Below are 14,337 nucleotides of genomic sequence, written 5' to 3'. Positions count from 1 at the left end.
GCACCCTCGGCACCCGGGCGGAACGTGCGGGCGCCCGGATGTCAGGATCGGCCCATGAGCGCGGGAATCAGGATCGACCACGTGGGCGTCACGGTGCCGGACATCGATGCCGCCACGGCGTTCTTCGAGGCGGCGTTCGACGCCGTCGTGCTGTACGACATGCGCTGCCGCACCGAGGAACCGAACGCGACGGCCGAGGCGCACCGCTACCTGGGGATCCCGTCGACGATGGCTCAGGGCGCGATGCGGATGCTCGCGCTGCCGGACGGACCGGGGCTCGAGCTGTTCGAGTACCTCGGACCGGACCAGCACCGTCCCGTGCACCCCGCGGACCTCGGGTGGCAGCACCTCGCGATGTACACGGACGACCTCGACGGCACGCTCGCCCGCATCGAGGCAGCCGGGGGCACCCGCAACTCGGATCCTCGGGACCTCCGCGGCCTCGAGGTCGGCGAGGGGAACCGGTTCGTGTACACCCGGACCCCGTGGGGCTCGACGCTCGAACTCGTCAGCTACCCGACGCCGCAGCCGTACCTGCTCGTCGCACCACGGGCGAAGTGGGCGCCGTGGCCGAGCGCGGCGGACGCGCTGCCCGTTCCCCAGCCGGAGCCGGAGCCGGAGCCCCAGCCGTCCTGACGGGTCAGTCGTCGGCAGCGACGACACCCTCGGCAGCGTCGACGCCGTCGGTGACCCAGACCCGGGTCGGCCGACCGCTCAGTGCGTGCGCGAAGGGGTCGCCCACGGGACGGAACCCCGCGCTGCGGTACAGCCGGAGCGCCGGCGCGTTGTCGTCCAGCGCGTGCAGCAGGGCTCGGCGGTGGCCCGCGGCTCCGGCCTCGGCGACGGCTCCCAGCAGCAGGGACCGTCCGAGTCCGTGCCCCTGGGCCCGCGGGTCGACGGCGAGGAGCGAGAGGTAGGCCGCGTCCTCCGGATCCCCCGGACGCCCCGTCCCCGGAGCGGTGACGAGCGCGAACCCGGCGATCGCCGCGGCCGCACCACGGTCCGGCTCCGTCGACGCCACGACGAGCGCGACGCGGGGCACCGCGAACTTCGACCGAGCGCGTTCCCGCACCGCGTCCGACTCGGGCACGCCGTCACGGGTGGCGACGGCGCGCGTCCACAGGTCGACGCACGCGGTGGCCTCGTCCTCGACGGCGGCACGCACGACGAACGACGACCCGATCACCCGTTCAGCGTACGGCTGCGGACTGCCCCACCCGGAACGACGCCCCGCGGTGCTCCGCCGGCAGCCGGTCACCGCGACCGTGCAGCTTGTGCCGCAGCGACCCGGGCTCGTAGCCCTCGGGGTAGACGCCGCGGGCACGGAGCTCCGGCACGACGAACTCGATGACGTCCTCCCACGTCCCCGGGGTCACCGCGTAGGCGAGGTTGAACCCGTCGACGTCCGTCTGCTCCTGGATCTCGACGAGCCGGTCGGCGATGGTCGCCCCGCCGCCGACCGCGACCGGGCCGAGGCCGCCGATCGCCGTGTGCCGCGCGAGGTCCCGGATCGTCCACTTCGACCCGTCGGACCCGGTGGCCGCCGCGATGTTCGCCGCCGCGGACTGGATCGCGTTCGACTCGACGTCGCCGAGCGGCTCGTCGAGGTCCCACTGCGACAGGTCGACGCCCATCCAGCCGGAGTTGAGCACGAGCGCGCCGAGCTCCGAGGCGTAGGACAGGTAGTCCTCGTACTTGGCCTGGGCGAGCTCGTCGGTGGCGTCGGTGATGACGGTGAGCAACGTGTAGACGCGGGCGGCGTACCGGTCGCGACCAGCAGCCTCCAGGGCGTCACGGACCTTCCGGACGGTCGACGCGAGCTGCTCGACGGTCGGTGCGCCCACGAACACCGCCTCGGCGTTCTCGGCCGCGAACCGGATGCCGCGCGGCGAGGCCCCGGCCTGGTAGATCACGGGCGACCGCTGGACCGACGGCTCGGACAGGTGGATGCCCGGGACGTCGAAGTGCGTGCCGTGGTGCTCGATCGGGTGGACCTTCGCGGGGTCGGTGAAGACGCCGGTCTCGCGGTCCTCGACCACGGCGTCGTCCTCCCACGAGCCCTCCCACAGCTTGTAGAGGACCTCGAGGTACTCGTCGGCGACGTCGTACCGGTCGTCGTGCGAGAGCTGGTCGGTCTGCCCCATGTTCCGCGCGGCACTCGGCAGGTACCCGGTCACGACGTTCCAGCCGATGCGGCCCTTCGTGAGGTGGTCGAGCGTCGAGATGCGCCGGGCGAACGAGTACGGGTGCTCGTACGCGGTCCCCGCCGTGATCCCGAAGCCGAGGTGTTCGGTCACCGACGCCATCGCCGACACGAGCAGGATCGGGTCGTTCACGGGGACCTGCGACCCGGTGCGGAGCGCGGCCTCGTTGGAGTCGCCGTAGACGTCGTACGTCCCGAGCACGTCGGCGATGAAGATCCCGTCGAAGTTGCCCCGCTCGAGCAGCTGCGCGAGGTCGGTCCAGTACGACAGGTCGTTGTAGTGCCGGGACCGGTCCCGCGGGTGCCGCCAGAGCCCGGAGGACTGGTGCGCCACGCAGTTCATGTCGAAGGCGTTGAACCGGATCTGTCGGTGCTCGCTGCTCGTGCTCACGAGCGTGACGGTACGTGCCGTCCCGGGGCGGACGGCGGAAGGTGACGAACCGTGACGTGGGACTGCGGGCCGGGAGGGACGGTGCGGGCCCGCACCGCGCCTCCGGGACCGCAGACCGGTCGCGTCAGGAGCGCGTGGTCGCCTCGCGCGCGGCGGCCTCGGCCGCGACCCACGCGAGCATCCCGCACTTGACCCGCATGACGAACTTCGAGACGCCGTGGAACGCGACGAGGTCCTCGAGCACGTCCTCGTCGGGTTCGCCGGCGCCGCGGGACCGCATCATCGTGCGGAACTCCTCGGTGAGCGCGAGCAGCTCGGGCACCGTGCGACCGACCGCCATGTCCGTGAGGACCGACGCCGACGCCATCGAGATCGAGCAGCCGTCACCCTGCCACGCGAGACCGGCGATGCGGTCGGTGCCGGGCTCGAGGCGCACGCGCACGGTGATCTCGTCGCCGCAGGTGGGGTTGCGCTCGAAGTGCTCGGCGTCGGCGTCGGGCAGCTCGCCGTCGCCGTGCCGGGCCTTCGCGTGGTCGAGGATGACCTGCTGGTAGAGGGAGTCGAGGGCGCTCATGCGGTCGCTCCGAAGTAGTCGCGGACCTCGCCGACGGCCGTGAGGAACCGGTCGACGTCCTGCTCGGTCGTGTAGACGTACGTGCTCGCACGGCTGGTGGCGACGAGGCCGAGCCGACGGTGCAGCGGTTGGGCGCAGTGGTGGCCGGAGCGCACCGCGATGCCCTGCGCGTCGAGGTACTGCGAGACGTCGTGGGCGTGCACGCCGTCGACGTCGAACGACACGAGACCGGACCGCGGCACCCCGGCGGGCGGACCGACGACGCGGATGCCCGGGATCGCGGCGAGTCCGGTGAGCATGCGCTCGGCCAGGTGCTCCTCGTGCGCGCGGACCCGCTCCATGCCGATGCCCTGCAGGTAGCGGACCGCCTCGGCGAGCGCCACGGCCTGCGACACGGGCTGGGTGCCGGCCTCGAACCGCTCGGGTGCCGGCATGAAGTCGGTGTGCTCCATCGTCACCGTGGTGATCATCGAGCCGCCGGTCCGGAACGGAGGCAGGGCGTCGAGCAGTTCGTGGCGGCCCCAGAGCACGCCGATGCCGTTCGGCCCGAGCATCTTGTGCCCGGAGAACGCCGCGAAGTCGACGCCGAGCGCCTGCACGTCGAGCGGCCGGTGCGGTGCGGACTGGCAGGCGTCGAGGACGACGAGGGCACCGTGCGCGTGGGCGGCCGCGACGACGGCGGACACCGGGGCGACCATGCCGGTGACGTTCGAGACGTGGGCGAAGGCGACGACCTTCGTGCGGTCGGAGACCAGGGCGACGGCGTCCTCGGCCGTCCAGGTGCCGTCGTCCGCGACGGGGACCCAGCGGAGCGTCGCACCGGTCAGCGCGGCGAGCTCCTGCCACGGGACGAGGTTGGCGTGGTGCTCGGCCTCGGTGACGAGGACCTCGTCGCCGGGTCCGATGCGGAAGCGCTCGGCGTCCGGTCCCCCACGGCCGCGGCTGGCGTTCGCGATGCCGTACGCCACGAGGTTGAGGGCGTCGGTGGCGTTCGCGGTCCACACGACCTCGGACGGTGACGCGGCCCCGACGAACCCGGCGACGGTGGCCCGGGCATCCTCGTACGCGTCGGTGCTCAGCGCGGCGAGGGTGTGCGCGCCGCGGTGCACGGCGGCGTTGTCGTGCTCGAGGAAGCGTCGTTCGGCGTCGAGCACCTGGCGGGGTCGTTCGGCGGTGGCCCCGGAGTCGAGGTAGGCGAGGGGGAACCCGTTCACCTCCTGCTGGAGGATCGGGAAGTCCCGTTTGATCGCCTCGACCTCGGACTCGGTGAGCGGTTGGTTGGGCGCCACGACAGTCACCACACAATGGTGGTCTGCTCGCGGCCCGGAGTCCAGTCGGACGGGTACCGCTGACGGCGAACGGCCCCGGACACGTGGTCCGGGGCCGTCCGTGCGGTGCGCGGGAACCGCGTCACTCGTTGCCGATCTGCTTGTCCGCGGCGTCACGGGCGCCGTCGATCTTGTCGTCGTACTTGCCACCCGTGGCCTTCTTGACGGCGTCGGCGACACCGCCGAGCACCTTGTCGCTGATGTCCTCGGCCTTCTCGCTCTTCAGGACGTCCTGGACCTTGTTGTCCTGCAGGAAGTCCTGGGCCTTCTTCGTGATGTCGTCGAACCCCGCCATCGGTTGCTCCTCGTCGCCGGTACGGGGCCCGGTGCCCCGTCGTGCGGCCGATCGTAGGCCGGTGGCACGCCGGGTGTGCCGGATCGTGACGAAGTGTTCACACCATCTGCGCGCTGCGTCGGCGGGCGAGCACGTAGGCGACGGCGACCGACCCGGACACCGCCAGGAGCGAGGGGATGAGGATGTCGGTCCCCTGCTGGGTGAACTCGACGACGAGCACGAGGGCCGTGAAGGGCGCCCGCATCGTCGTCGCGAGGAAGGCCGCGGCGCCGATGAACGCGAACGCCGTGAGGCTCGGCCCGTCGGTCGGCCAGAGCAGCAGCCAGAGGCCACCGAGTCCACCGCCGACCGCGGAGCCGATCGCGATCGACGGGGTGAGCGTGCCGCCGACGGCCCCGGCACCGATCGTGGCCGAGGTCGTGATCGTGCGGATGACCCCGAGCGCGAGCAGGAACAGGATCGGCGAGAGCCCGGCGACGGAGCCGTCCTCGAGCGAGGTGTTCATCGCGAGGACACCGAGCGCCCGCCCGTTGCCGAGGATCTCGGGGAAGGGCACGGCGATGAGTCCGACCATGGCGAAGACGACCGGCAGCACGACGATGAGCCGCCACCCCTTCGGCGCGAGGCCCTGCAGCCGGTTCGTGAGCTTCACGAAGCCGACGCCCGCGAACCCCAGGACCGGCCCGACGATCACCGCCCAGACGAGCAGCGACGGCGAGAGGTGCATCGCCGGCACGTGGTAGAGCACCTCGTCCGGGATCACGAGACGTGCGACGAACGCCGCGACCGCGCTCGTCGCGAAGGCCGGCAGCGCGGTCGCGAAGGTGAGCTCGCCGAGCAGCACCTCGACCGCGAACAGGGCGCCCCCGAGCGGGACGTCGTACACCGCGGCGAGGCCGGCGGCGGCACCGCAGGCGACGAGGATCTTCGTCTCGCGGGCGGTCAGCCCGGCCCGTGCGGTCACGAGCTGGGACAGCCACGCCCCGATCTCGCGCGGCGCCACCTCCTTGCCGATCGAGGCGCCGAGCCCCACGGCCAGGATCTGCACGCCCGCGTTCGCCACCGTCGCGAGGGCGGGCATCCGCTTCCCGCCGACGGCCGCGGGCACGGAGACGACCGGGCGGCCCCAGCGTCGGAGCGCCCACCAGGCGACGCCGGTCAGGAGGCCGGCGGCGACGAGGGCGAGGAAGCGGTTCAGGGCACTCGGTGCGTCTGCGGCCTCGAGGTGGCCGCCGAACGGGTACCCGAACGCGACGAACTGGATGAGCTGCAGCGCGAGCCACACCGAGATGCCGGCGATGCCGCCTGCCACCCCCACCAGTCCGGTGACGACGGCGAGCTTGAGTGCCCAGACCGGGGTCGCACGTGTCGCGTGTCCAGGGTGCGGCATGACCGGAAGCCTATCGGCACGTCGGCACCGCCCCCGCGACCGGGCGGACGCTGCCGGGCCGAGCCGCGCCTCCTGGGCGGTGGCCGCACCCGCTGCCGTCAGACGGCCGTGAGCCGGTACGGCACCACGCAGTCGGCCGGCACGAGCGGCGGCTGCAGGCCGACCGTCTCGAGCGCGCGCCCGCGGAAGACCCGGTCCCCCGACCACCACGGCGGCGGCACGATGCCGTGCCCGTCGCCGACCACGACCGGGTCGACCCGGTACGCGGTGTCCGGGTCGAGGTCGCGGAAGGTGACGCGGCCGGTTCCCGACACCTCGGACCGGCCGGTGCTGACGAAGAAGAACAGCGCCTGCTGCTTGTCGGCGGCGACCGTGCCGGACACGAGCCGGGTCTCGTCGACCTCGTCGACGCGCACGAGGTCGCCGCCGTGCAGCAGGCCCCGCCACTCCTTGTGGAGCGCGATCCACTCGGCGAGCGCGGTCTCCTCGGCGTCCGTCGCCTGCGCGAGGTCCCACTCGATGCCGAAGTGCCCGACGATCGCGGTCCCGGCACGGAACGCGAGGTCGTGCACCCGGCCGGTCGTGTGGTTCCGGCCGCTCGCGACGTGGGAGCCGAGCAGTTCCGGGGGCAGGAGCTGCTGCGTCCACCGGTGCATCTGCTGCCGCTCGAGCGGATCGATGTCGTCCGACACCCAGACGCGGTCGGTGTGCTCGATCACGCCGAGGTCGACGCGGGCGCCACCCGACGAGCACGACTCGATCTCGAGCGCCGGGAACCGTTCCTTCAGCGTCGCCATGAGCCGGTACGCCGCCAGGGTCTGCTCGTGGACCGCTGCGCCGCCGCCGGGGCGCCCCGCCTCGACGAGGTCGCGGTTGTGGTCCCACTTGACGTAGTCGACGCCGTACTCGCCGATGACCGCGGTCATCCGCTCGAGCAGGTACGCGAACGCCTCGGGGATCGCGAGGTTCAGCACCTGCTGGTCTCGGGACCGCACCGGCAGGCGACCGTCCGCCTGCAGGATCCACTCCGGGTGGGCTCGGGCGAGGTCGCTGTCCTCGTTGACCATCTCGGGCTCGAACCACAGCCCGAACTGCATGCCGAGCGTCCGCACCCGGTCGACGATCGGACCGAGGCCGTCCGGCCAGACGTCCTCGTCCACGTACCAGTCGCCGAGGCCCGCGTGGTCGTCACGACGGTGCCGGAACCACCCGTCGTCGAGCACGTAGCGCTCGACCCCGAGCCGTGCGGCGCGCTCGGCGAGGTCGGTCAGTCGGGCGAGGTCGTGGTCGAAGTAGACCGCCTCCCAGACGTTGAGCGTCACCGGGCGGGGCGTCCTCGGGTGCTGCGGGCGGCTGCGGAGCCACCGGTGGAATCGGCGGGCCTGATCGTCGAGGCCGTCCCCGTACGCGGCGTACACCCACGGCCCCTCGTAGCTGTCCCCGGTGCCGAGGCGCACCTCGCCGGGGAGCAGGAGTTCGCCGCCCCCGACGACCTGGCGGCCGGTGGCGAGGCGTTCCGCGAAGTGCCGGTGGTTGCCGCTCCACGCCGTGTGCACGCCCCAGACCTCGCCGTGGGCGAAGCCGAACCCGGGGACGCCGACGCTCAGGACCGTGGCGGCGTCGGCGCCCGTCCGGCCCTTCCGGCCCTCGCGCTCGTGGGTGCCGACGACGAGCTCGCGGCGCTGCGGGGTGCGTTCCTTGCCCCAGCGGCCGGCGAAGTCGAGGACCTCGCGGGCGTGCGACGGGACCGGGAGGGCCAGGGTGAGGTCGTCGACGGTGTAGGTGCCGGCGGCCGTGTTGGTGACGGCGGCGCGGGTGCGGACGAGGCCCGAGGGGAGCATCTCGACGGTGAGGCGCAGGGCGAGGCCGGCGGTGGCGTCCACGGCGTGGGCGGTGACGGTGCCGGGGGCGGGGGTGCCCGAGTCGGCGGCGCCGGCGGCCTCGGCGGGGTCGGTGCGGGTGCGGGCCGTGTCGGCGGCGCCGGCGGTGCCCGCGGTGCCGGCGGCGCCGGTCACCTCGAGCTCGGTGACCGTGAACGCCGGGGACCAGTCGCGCCCGTCCCGGTGCCCGGACAGCCCCGGTCGCCCGGTCCACCCCCGGTGCGGCTCGGGCAGGATCGCCAGCCGGACCGGCACGTCCGCCTCGTTCGGCGCGACCGGTGCCACGTCCGCCTCGGCCAGGGCAGCGAGCTCCGCGGCGTCGAGCGGACCGAGCGCCGCGCCCCAGTGCACAACCGCGGGCAGGGCACGGTCGCGGCAGTCGAGGACGAGGGAGACGCCCCCGGCGGTCAGGTGGACGAGGTCGTGCGGCATCGGTGCTCCAGTCGGCGGGGACGTCCCGAGCCTGGCGGGTCCGGGTGTCCGTCCGCAAGCCGGGGCGCGCGGTCGAACACGTCAGAACCAGCGCTTGACCTTGAACACCACCCACAGGACCGCCGCGAACACGATCATCGCGACGATCGCGAGCGGGTACCCCCACGTCCAGGAGAGCTCGGGCATGTGCGTGAAGTTCATGCCGTAGATCGCCGCGATGAGCGTCGGGGCGAAGAGGATCGCTGCCCAGCCCGAGATCTTCTTCGTGTCGTCGTTCTGCTTCTGCGCCGCGAGGGTCGAGTCGACCGTCAGCGCGTTCTGCAGCAGCTGCCGGAACGTGTCGAGGCGCTCCACCGTGCGGATCGCGTGGTCGAGCACGTCGCGGAACCGGCGCTGCATCTCCACCGGGAGGTGGTACTTCTCCGCCCCGCGGTGCAGGTTCTCGATGATGTGGATGAGCGGTCGGGCGGCGCGCTGGAAGTCCACGACCTCGCCGAACAGCTCGTAGATGCGACGGGAGACCCCGGCCTCGCCCGCGAAGAGCTGATCCTCGATCTGGTTGATGTCCTCCTCGAGGCCGTCGATCACCGGCACGTACCCGTCGACGATCGAGTCCATCAGGGCCCAGAGCTGCGCCTGCGGGCCCACCGTCACGAGTCCCGGCTTGCCGCTCATCCGCTGGAGTGCCCGCGGGACGGTCTGCTTGCCGCGGGGGTCGGCCTTCACGACAACGAGGAAGAAGTCCTCCCCGACGAAGGCGTGCACCTCGCCGAACGCGACCTCCTCCTGCTGGTCGTTGTACAGCGCGGGCTTGAGGACCACGAAGAGCGTCGAGCCGTAGCGCTCGAGCTTCGGCCGCTGGTGCCCCTCAGCGGAGTCCTCGACCGCGAGTTCGTGCAGGCCGAGGGCGACCGCGACGTCGCCGAGCTCCTCGGCGTCGGGCTGGTGGAGCACGATGCACGCGCTCGCTCCCTGGTCCTCGAGCATGCGGAAGGTGTCGTCGAGCGAGGGACTCGGGATCGGGGCGATCCGGTCGACGTAGACGGTGTTCAGTTCGACAGACACGTCACCACCGTACGCAGGGCGAGCGTGCGGGGGTCGGACGCGACCGACGTGCGGGCCAGGAGGCGCGGGTCGGGCCCGCACCGCGCCTCCAGTCCGGCCCGTCCCCCGTCTGCTGGACGTGCGCTGCGCGCCGGGCCCGGCCACGCGCCTACGGTGCAGGTCATCAGCATGCTGACGAAAGGGGCTGACATGAAGAGGATCTGGAAGCGGATCGCAGTCGCGATGAGCGCGGTCGTCGCGGTGGTCGGCGCGTTCGTCGGCTCGGGAGCTGCCGGCGGGACGCCGATCCAGGACGCTGCCGGTGGAGCACTGTCGGCCTCGTCGACGGCGATCGCGCCGGACGGGCCGGCGTTCTCGATCTGGAGCGTCATCTACGTCGGGCTGCTCGCCTACGCGATCCGCCAGTGCTTCCGCACCGCCGACGACGACCGGCACGCGCGGCTGACGGTGCCGGCGGTGCTCTCGCTCCTGCTCAACGCGGCGTGGATCCTGAGCGTGCAGTTCGGGTTCCTGTGGCTGAGCGAGCCGATCATCGTCGCGCTGCTCGCCGTGCTGGTGTGGACGTTCGTGCTGCTGCGGCGGTCGGGGCCGTCCGGGATCGTCGAGGCGATCATCACGGACGGGACGTTCGGGCTCTACCTCGGGTGGGTGTGCGTCGCGACGGCGGCGAACACGGCCGCGGTGCTGACGGCCGCGGGCTTCCGGGGCTTCGGGCTGTCGCTGGACGTCTGGGGTGTGGTGATCGCGCTCGTGGCCGGGCTCGTCGGGGTACTCCTCGCGGTGTGGGGCCGGGGGCGCCTGGCGCCGACGGCGTCGCTCGCGTGGGGGTTGGCGTGGGTCGCGGTCGCTCGGCTCGACGGGCCGCTCGTGTCGACGCCGACCGCCGGCGCGGCGGTGGTGGCCGCGGCTGCGGCGGTCGTCGTGACGCTCGTGGTGCGGGCTCGCGGGGGTGGCGCGGCGCGGCTGCGCCGGCGCGCGTCGCGGCCGCCTGAGCGGCGTACGGCTGCGAAGTGCGCGGGGCAGCCGAGACTCGGCTGGGCGGACACCTTCGCGGGCTGGGCGCCGCGAAACCGTCCGTCGGGCCGAGTCTCGGCGAAGCGGCGCGCCGCGCGCGGCGCGCGGCGCAGCGGCGCGCCCGCGCTCAGCGCGCCGCGGCCGCCAGGCCGTGCGCCGCCGCCACGGCGGCGTTCACGACCTGCCCCGCGTGCACGTTCACCCCGAGCGCCAGGGCCGGGTCGGCAGCGGTCGCCGCCTCCCACCCCTGGTTCGCGATCGCCACGGCGTAGGGCAGCGTCGCGTTCGTCAGCGAGATCGTCGAGGTGCGCGGCACCGCTCCCGGCATGTTCGCCACGCAGTAGAAGACGGTGTCGTGCACGGGGAACGTCGGGTCGTCGTGGGTGGTCGGGTGCGATCCCTCGAAGCACCCGCCCTGGTCGATCGCGATGTCGACGAGCACCGACCCCGGCTGCATGTCCGCCACCATCGCATCGGTCACGAGCTTCGGCGCCGAGGCCCCGGGGATGAGCACCGACCCGATGACGAGGTCGGCCTCGCGCAGGGCCGAGGCGATCGCGTGCGCGGAGGACCGCAGCGTCGTGATGCGTCCGTCGAACCGGGCGTCCAGCGCCCGCAGGCGCGGCAGGCTGATGTCGAACACGGTGACCTCGGCGCCGAGGCCGAGCGCCATCGTCGCCGCGTGCTCGCCCGCGACCCCGCCGCCGATCACGACGACGCGGCCCTTCGGGGTGCCGGGCACGCCGCCGAGCAGGAGCCCGCGCCCACCGTTCGCCCGCATCAGGTGGTTCGCGCCGACCTGCGCCGACAACCGCCCGGCGATCTCGGACATCGGCGACAGCAGGGGCAGCGACCGGTCCGGCAGCTGCACAGTCTCGTACGCGATCGCCGTCGCTCCGGACTCGACGAGCGCATCGGTCAGCGGCCGGTCCGCGGCGAGGTGCAGGTAGGTGAACAGGACCTGCCCGGGTCGGATCGAGGCGTACTCGGCGGCGACCGGCTCCTTGACCTTCAGGATCATCTCGGCGCGCGCCCAGACCTCGGCGGCCGTCGGGACGATGGCGGCCCCGGCCGCGGCGTACTCGGCGTCCGGGAAGGACGACCCGTCACCGGCGCCCGACTGCACGAGCACCTCGTGTCCGTGCAGCGCCAGCTCGGCGACACCGGCGGGTGTCGCGGCGACGCGGAACTCGTTGTTCTTGACTTCGGTGGGGACGCCGATCAGCATCACTGACTCCTTCGTGGGCGGTGCGCGTTCGACACCCACGATGCGCCGAGGTTCGTTACAGGACTGTTTCGGCCGAACATCTGAGCAATGTGGCCCGGTTCCGTGTGCCGAGATTCGGCGTCAGAACACCTTGCCCGGGTTGAGGATCCCCGCGGGGTCGAACACCCGTCGGATTCCCCGCTGCAGCTCGAGCACGTCGTCACCGAGCTCGTCGCCGATCCACCGCCGCTTGAGCACCCCCACGCCGTGCTCCCCCGTCAGCGTCCCGCCGAGCTCGATCGCCGCCCGGAACATCGCGTCGGCCGCGTCCCACACGTGCTGCGGCACCTCATCGCCCTCGAACACGAAGTTCGGGTGCAGGTTGCCGTCCCCGGCGTGCGCGACGGTGGGGATCGCGATGCCGTACTGCTGCCCGATGGCCTCGACACGCGCGAACATCTCGGCGAGCCGACTGCGCGGCACCGCGACGTCCTCGATGAGGACCCGGCCACGCGCCTCCATGGCCGGGTGGAACGATCGACGGATCGTCAGCAGGCGGTCGCGTTCCGCCGCCGACCCGGCCAGGTGCACGGTCCCGCCCTCGGCCTGGAGGCGCGGCACGGCTCCCAGCGCCGCCTCCGTCGCACCCGGCCCGTCGTACTCCACGAGGAGGAACACCCCGCCCGCCGCGGTGCTCCCCACCGTCTCCGCGAGCACCTGCGGCCCGAGGTGGGCCGCGATCCCCTCGAGTGCTGCGGCGTCGAGCAGCTCGACCGTGGACGGACGCTCCGCCCCGGCGACGACGGACGCCGCGGCGCGGGCGGCGGCCTCGACGGTCGGGTACACCGCGCCGAGGGTGGCCGGCTCCCCCGCCGGGATCGGCACGAGCCGGACGGTCGCGCCGACGATCACCCCGAGCGTGCCCTCCGACCCGACGAGCAGCGCCGTGAGGTCGAGGCCGGTGACGCCCTTGACCGTGCGGTGCCCGGTGGCGACGAGCCGCCCGTCCGCGAGGACGACGTCGAGGCCGAGCACTGCCTCCCTCGTGACGCCGTACTTCACGCACCGCAGGCCGCCGGCGTTGGTCGCGATGTTCCCGCCGACGCTCGCGATGGCCGCACTCGCCGGGTCGGGCGCGAACCGCAGGCCGTGTTCGGCGACGGCCGCGTTCAGGTCGCCGTTCAGCAAGCCGGGCTCCACCACCGCGTACTCGTCCTCCGTCGAGACCGAGACGATGCGGTCCATGCGCGCCACGCTCAGGACGACGGTGCCCTCGGTGCCGTTCGCCCCGCCCGCGAGCCCGGTGCCGGCGCCACGCGGGACGACCGGGACGCCGAGCCCGGAACACGTCCGGAGGGTCGCCTGCACGTGCTCGACCGTCCGGGCCTCGACCACGGCGACGGGCCCACCCGGGGCGATCCAGCCGGACTTGTCCGTCCGTGCCGCGTCGAGCACAACACGCTCCGTCCGGACGACCACGCCGTCAGGGTCGGCGAGGGCGGAACGGAGGGCGGTGACGACAGTGTCCATCCCGCCACGCTACCGAGCGCGGAGGGACTCGCTCGGCAGTTCCCCAAACCGTGCCCGGTACGTGGCCGAGAAACGCCCGAGGTGCCCGAAGCCCCACGCCCGGGCGATGTCGGCGACCGAGGTGTCGTCACGGTCGCCGCGCAGCAGGTCGGCACGGGCACCGTCGAGCCGGACGCCGCGCAGCAGGTCGCCCGGCGTCTGGTCGAGGTGCCGGCGGAGGGACTGCTGCAGGCCGCGCGGGCTGAGCCCAGCCGCCGCGGCGATCTCCGGCGTCCCGATCGCGTCGCGCGCGTGCTCGTGGACGTACTCGAGCGCACGGCGGACCCGCTCGTGCTCGGGCCCGATGCCGGTGACCGTCGTGCGCCAGCGGCTCCGCTCGGGGAAGGCCGCGACCGCCGCTTTCGCGAACGCCTCGGCGATGTCACGCTGCGTCACCGCACTGAGCTCGTGCCCGACGTCCAGCCAGGTCGACGAGTGCGCCCGAACCACCGACTGCCACGCCCGCATGCCGTCGGCGGTCGGTCGGCGGAGCGCTTCGAAGGCGAAGTCGTCCTCGCCGACGATCGAGCGCACGAACGCGGCGTCGAGGTGCACCAGGTTGAGGCCGATGTCGCGGTGGTGCAGTTCGTACGTGTCGGCGAAGGGCAGCACGACCGGGACGCCCGGTTCGAGCTCGTGGGAGCTCCCGCCGTACGTGATCGTGCTCGACCCGCTGCGCATCCAGGCGACCAGGAACGCGTCGTCGACACGGCTGTCGCTCCGCAGGTCGACCAGGAAGCGCGAGGACCGGAGCGACAACAGCTCGTCGCCCACGCCGGCGAAGTCCCAGCGGGTGTCGCGGTGGGTCCGTCGAACCGCGGGCGAGCGGAAGTCGTAGTCCCCGGTGAAGAAGGCGAGCGCCTGGTCGACGTCGGTGCCGGCGATCCGCCGCGAGTACCGCGTGTCCCCGACGCTGCAGGCGTCACCGGAGTGGCGGGTGTCCATCGTGGCAACCATGGTCGAGAACCTACGGGGCACCACCGACAAAC

The 14,337-nt window shown here is 73.1% G+C and carries 13 protein-coding genes and 1 pseudogene; 2 read left to right on the top strand and 12 right to left on the bottom strand.

The features are described 5' to 3' along the window. Positions 1–54 precede the first annotated feature (54 nt). Positions 55–636, top strand: coding sequence for a VOC family protein (locus ACEN8D_RS16460; RefSeq protein ID WP_413398924.1), 582 nt, complete (start codon positions 55–57; stop codon positions 634–636). Between the two features lie 4 nt (positions 637–640). On the opposite strand, the gene ACEN8D_RS16455 is transcribed toward ACEN8D_RS16460, so the two are convergent. From ACEN8D_RS16455 to ACEN8D_RS16415, 9 genes are all read right to left on the bottom strand, one after another. After that, positions 641–1,186, bottom strand: coding sequence for a GNAT family N-acetyltransferase (locus tag ACEN8D_RS16455; RefSeq protein WP_413398923.1), 546 nt, complete (start codon positions 1,184–1,186; stop codon positions 641–643). Between the two features lie 4 nt (positions 1,187–1,190). After that, positions 1,191–2,594 carry an LLM class flavin-dependent oxidoreductase gene (locus ACEN8D_RS16450; RefSeq protein WP_413398922.1) on the bottom strand — a complete coding sequence of 468 codons (1,404 nt, stop codon included), beginning with the start codon at positions 2,592–2,594 and terminating at the stop codon, positions 1,191–1,193. Positions 2,595–2,718: 124 nt separating this feature from the next. Then, positions 2,719–3,168: a Fe-S cluster assembly sulfur transfer protein SufU gene (sufU, locus tag ACEN8D_RS16445; RefSeq protein ID WP_092386206.1), complete on the bottom strand. Its 450-nt coding sequence runs from the start codon at positions 3,166–3,168 to the stop codon at positions 2,719–2,721. Beyond that, positions 3,165–4,457, bottom strand: a complete 1,293-nt coding sequence (locus ACEN8D_RS16440; protein ID WP_413461299.1) for a SufS family cysteine desulfurase — start codon at positions 4,455–4,457, stop codon at positions 3,165–3,167. Before ACEN8D_RS16440 ends, sufU begins: the two co-directional genes overlap by 4 nt. A gap of 121 nt (positions 4,458–4,578) precedes the next feature. After that, complete coding sequence (locus ACEN8D_RS16435) at positions 4,579–4,791, bottom strand: antitoxin (protein WP_413398921.1); 213 nt, start codon at positions 4,789–4,791, stop codon at positions 4,579–4,581. Positions 4,792–4,888: 97 nt separating this feature from the next. Continuing rightward, positions 4,889–6,181 carry a chloride channel protein gene (locus tag ACEN8D_RS16430; protein ID WP_495601074.1) on the bottom strand — a complete coding sequence of 431 codons (1,293 nt, stop codon included), beginning with the start codon at positions 6,179–6,181 and terminating at the stop codon, positions 4,889–4,891. Between the two features lie 98 nt (positions 6,182–6,279). Beyond that, positions 6,280–8,493 carry an alpha-galactosidase gene (locus tag ACEN8D_RS16425; protein WP_495601073.1) on the bottom strand — a complete coding sequence of 738 codons (2,214 nt, stop codon included), beginning with the start codon at positions 8,491–8,493 and terminating at the stop codon, positions 6,280–6,282. An 81-nt stretch (positions 8,494–8,574) separates the two neighbouring features. Next, positions 8,575–9,558, bottom strand: a complete 984-nt coding sequence (locus ACEN8D_RS16420; RefSeq protein WP_413400276.1) for a magnesium and cobalt transport protein CorA — start codon at positions 9,556–9,558, stop codon at positions 8,575–8,577. Next, positions 9,543–9,929, bottom strand: a complete 387-nt coding sequence (locus ACEN8D_RS16415; RefSeq protein ID WP_495601072.1) for a hypothetical protein — start codon at positions 9,927–9,929, stop codon at positions 9,543–9,545. Before ACEN8D_RS16415 ends, ACEN8D_RS16420 begins: the two co-directional genes overlap by 16 nt. Between ACEN8D_RS16415 and ACEN8D_RS16410 the strand changes: the two are divergent. Beyond that, positions 9,844–10,416 (top strand): annotated as a pseudogene (locus ACEN8D_RS16410) (TspO-related membrane protein); the annotation flags it as partial. The gene ACEN8D_RS16415 and the pseudogene ACEN8D_RS16410 sit on opposite strands and share 86 nt — an antisense overlap. Positions 10,417–10,699: 283 nt before the next feature. Here the strand turns inward: ACEN8D_RS16410 and ald are convergent. From ald to ACEN8D_RS16395, 3 genes are all read right to left on the bottom strand, one after another. After that, complete coding sequence (gene ald / locus ACEN8D_RS16405) at positions 10,700–11,800, bottom strand: alanine dehydrogenase (protein WP_495601071.1); 1,101 nt, start codon at positions 11,798–11,800, stop codon at positions 10,700–10,702. Between the two features lie 120 nt (positions 11,801–11,920). Continuing rightward, positions 11,921–13,309 (bottom strand): FAD-binding oxidoreductase, encoded by a 1,389-nt coding sequence (locus ACEN8D_RS16400; RefSeq protein ID WP_413399243.1) that lies wholly within the window; start codon positions 13,307–13,309, stop codon positions 11,921–11,923. A 9-nt stretch (positions 13,310–13,318) separates the two neighbouring features. Beyond that, entirely contained in the window at positions 13,319–14,305 is a 987-nt protein-coding gene (locus ACEN8D_RS16395; protein WP_413399244.1) for an AraC family transcriptional regulator, read from the bottom strand. Between the last annotated feature and the right edge of the window lie 32 nt (positions 14,306–14,337).

This window comes from Curtobacterium sp. Curtsp22, assembly GCF_059492135.1.
This window is presented reverse-complemented; position numbering and strand designations above follow the sequence as displayed.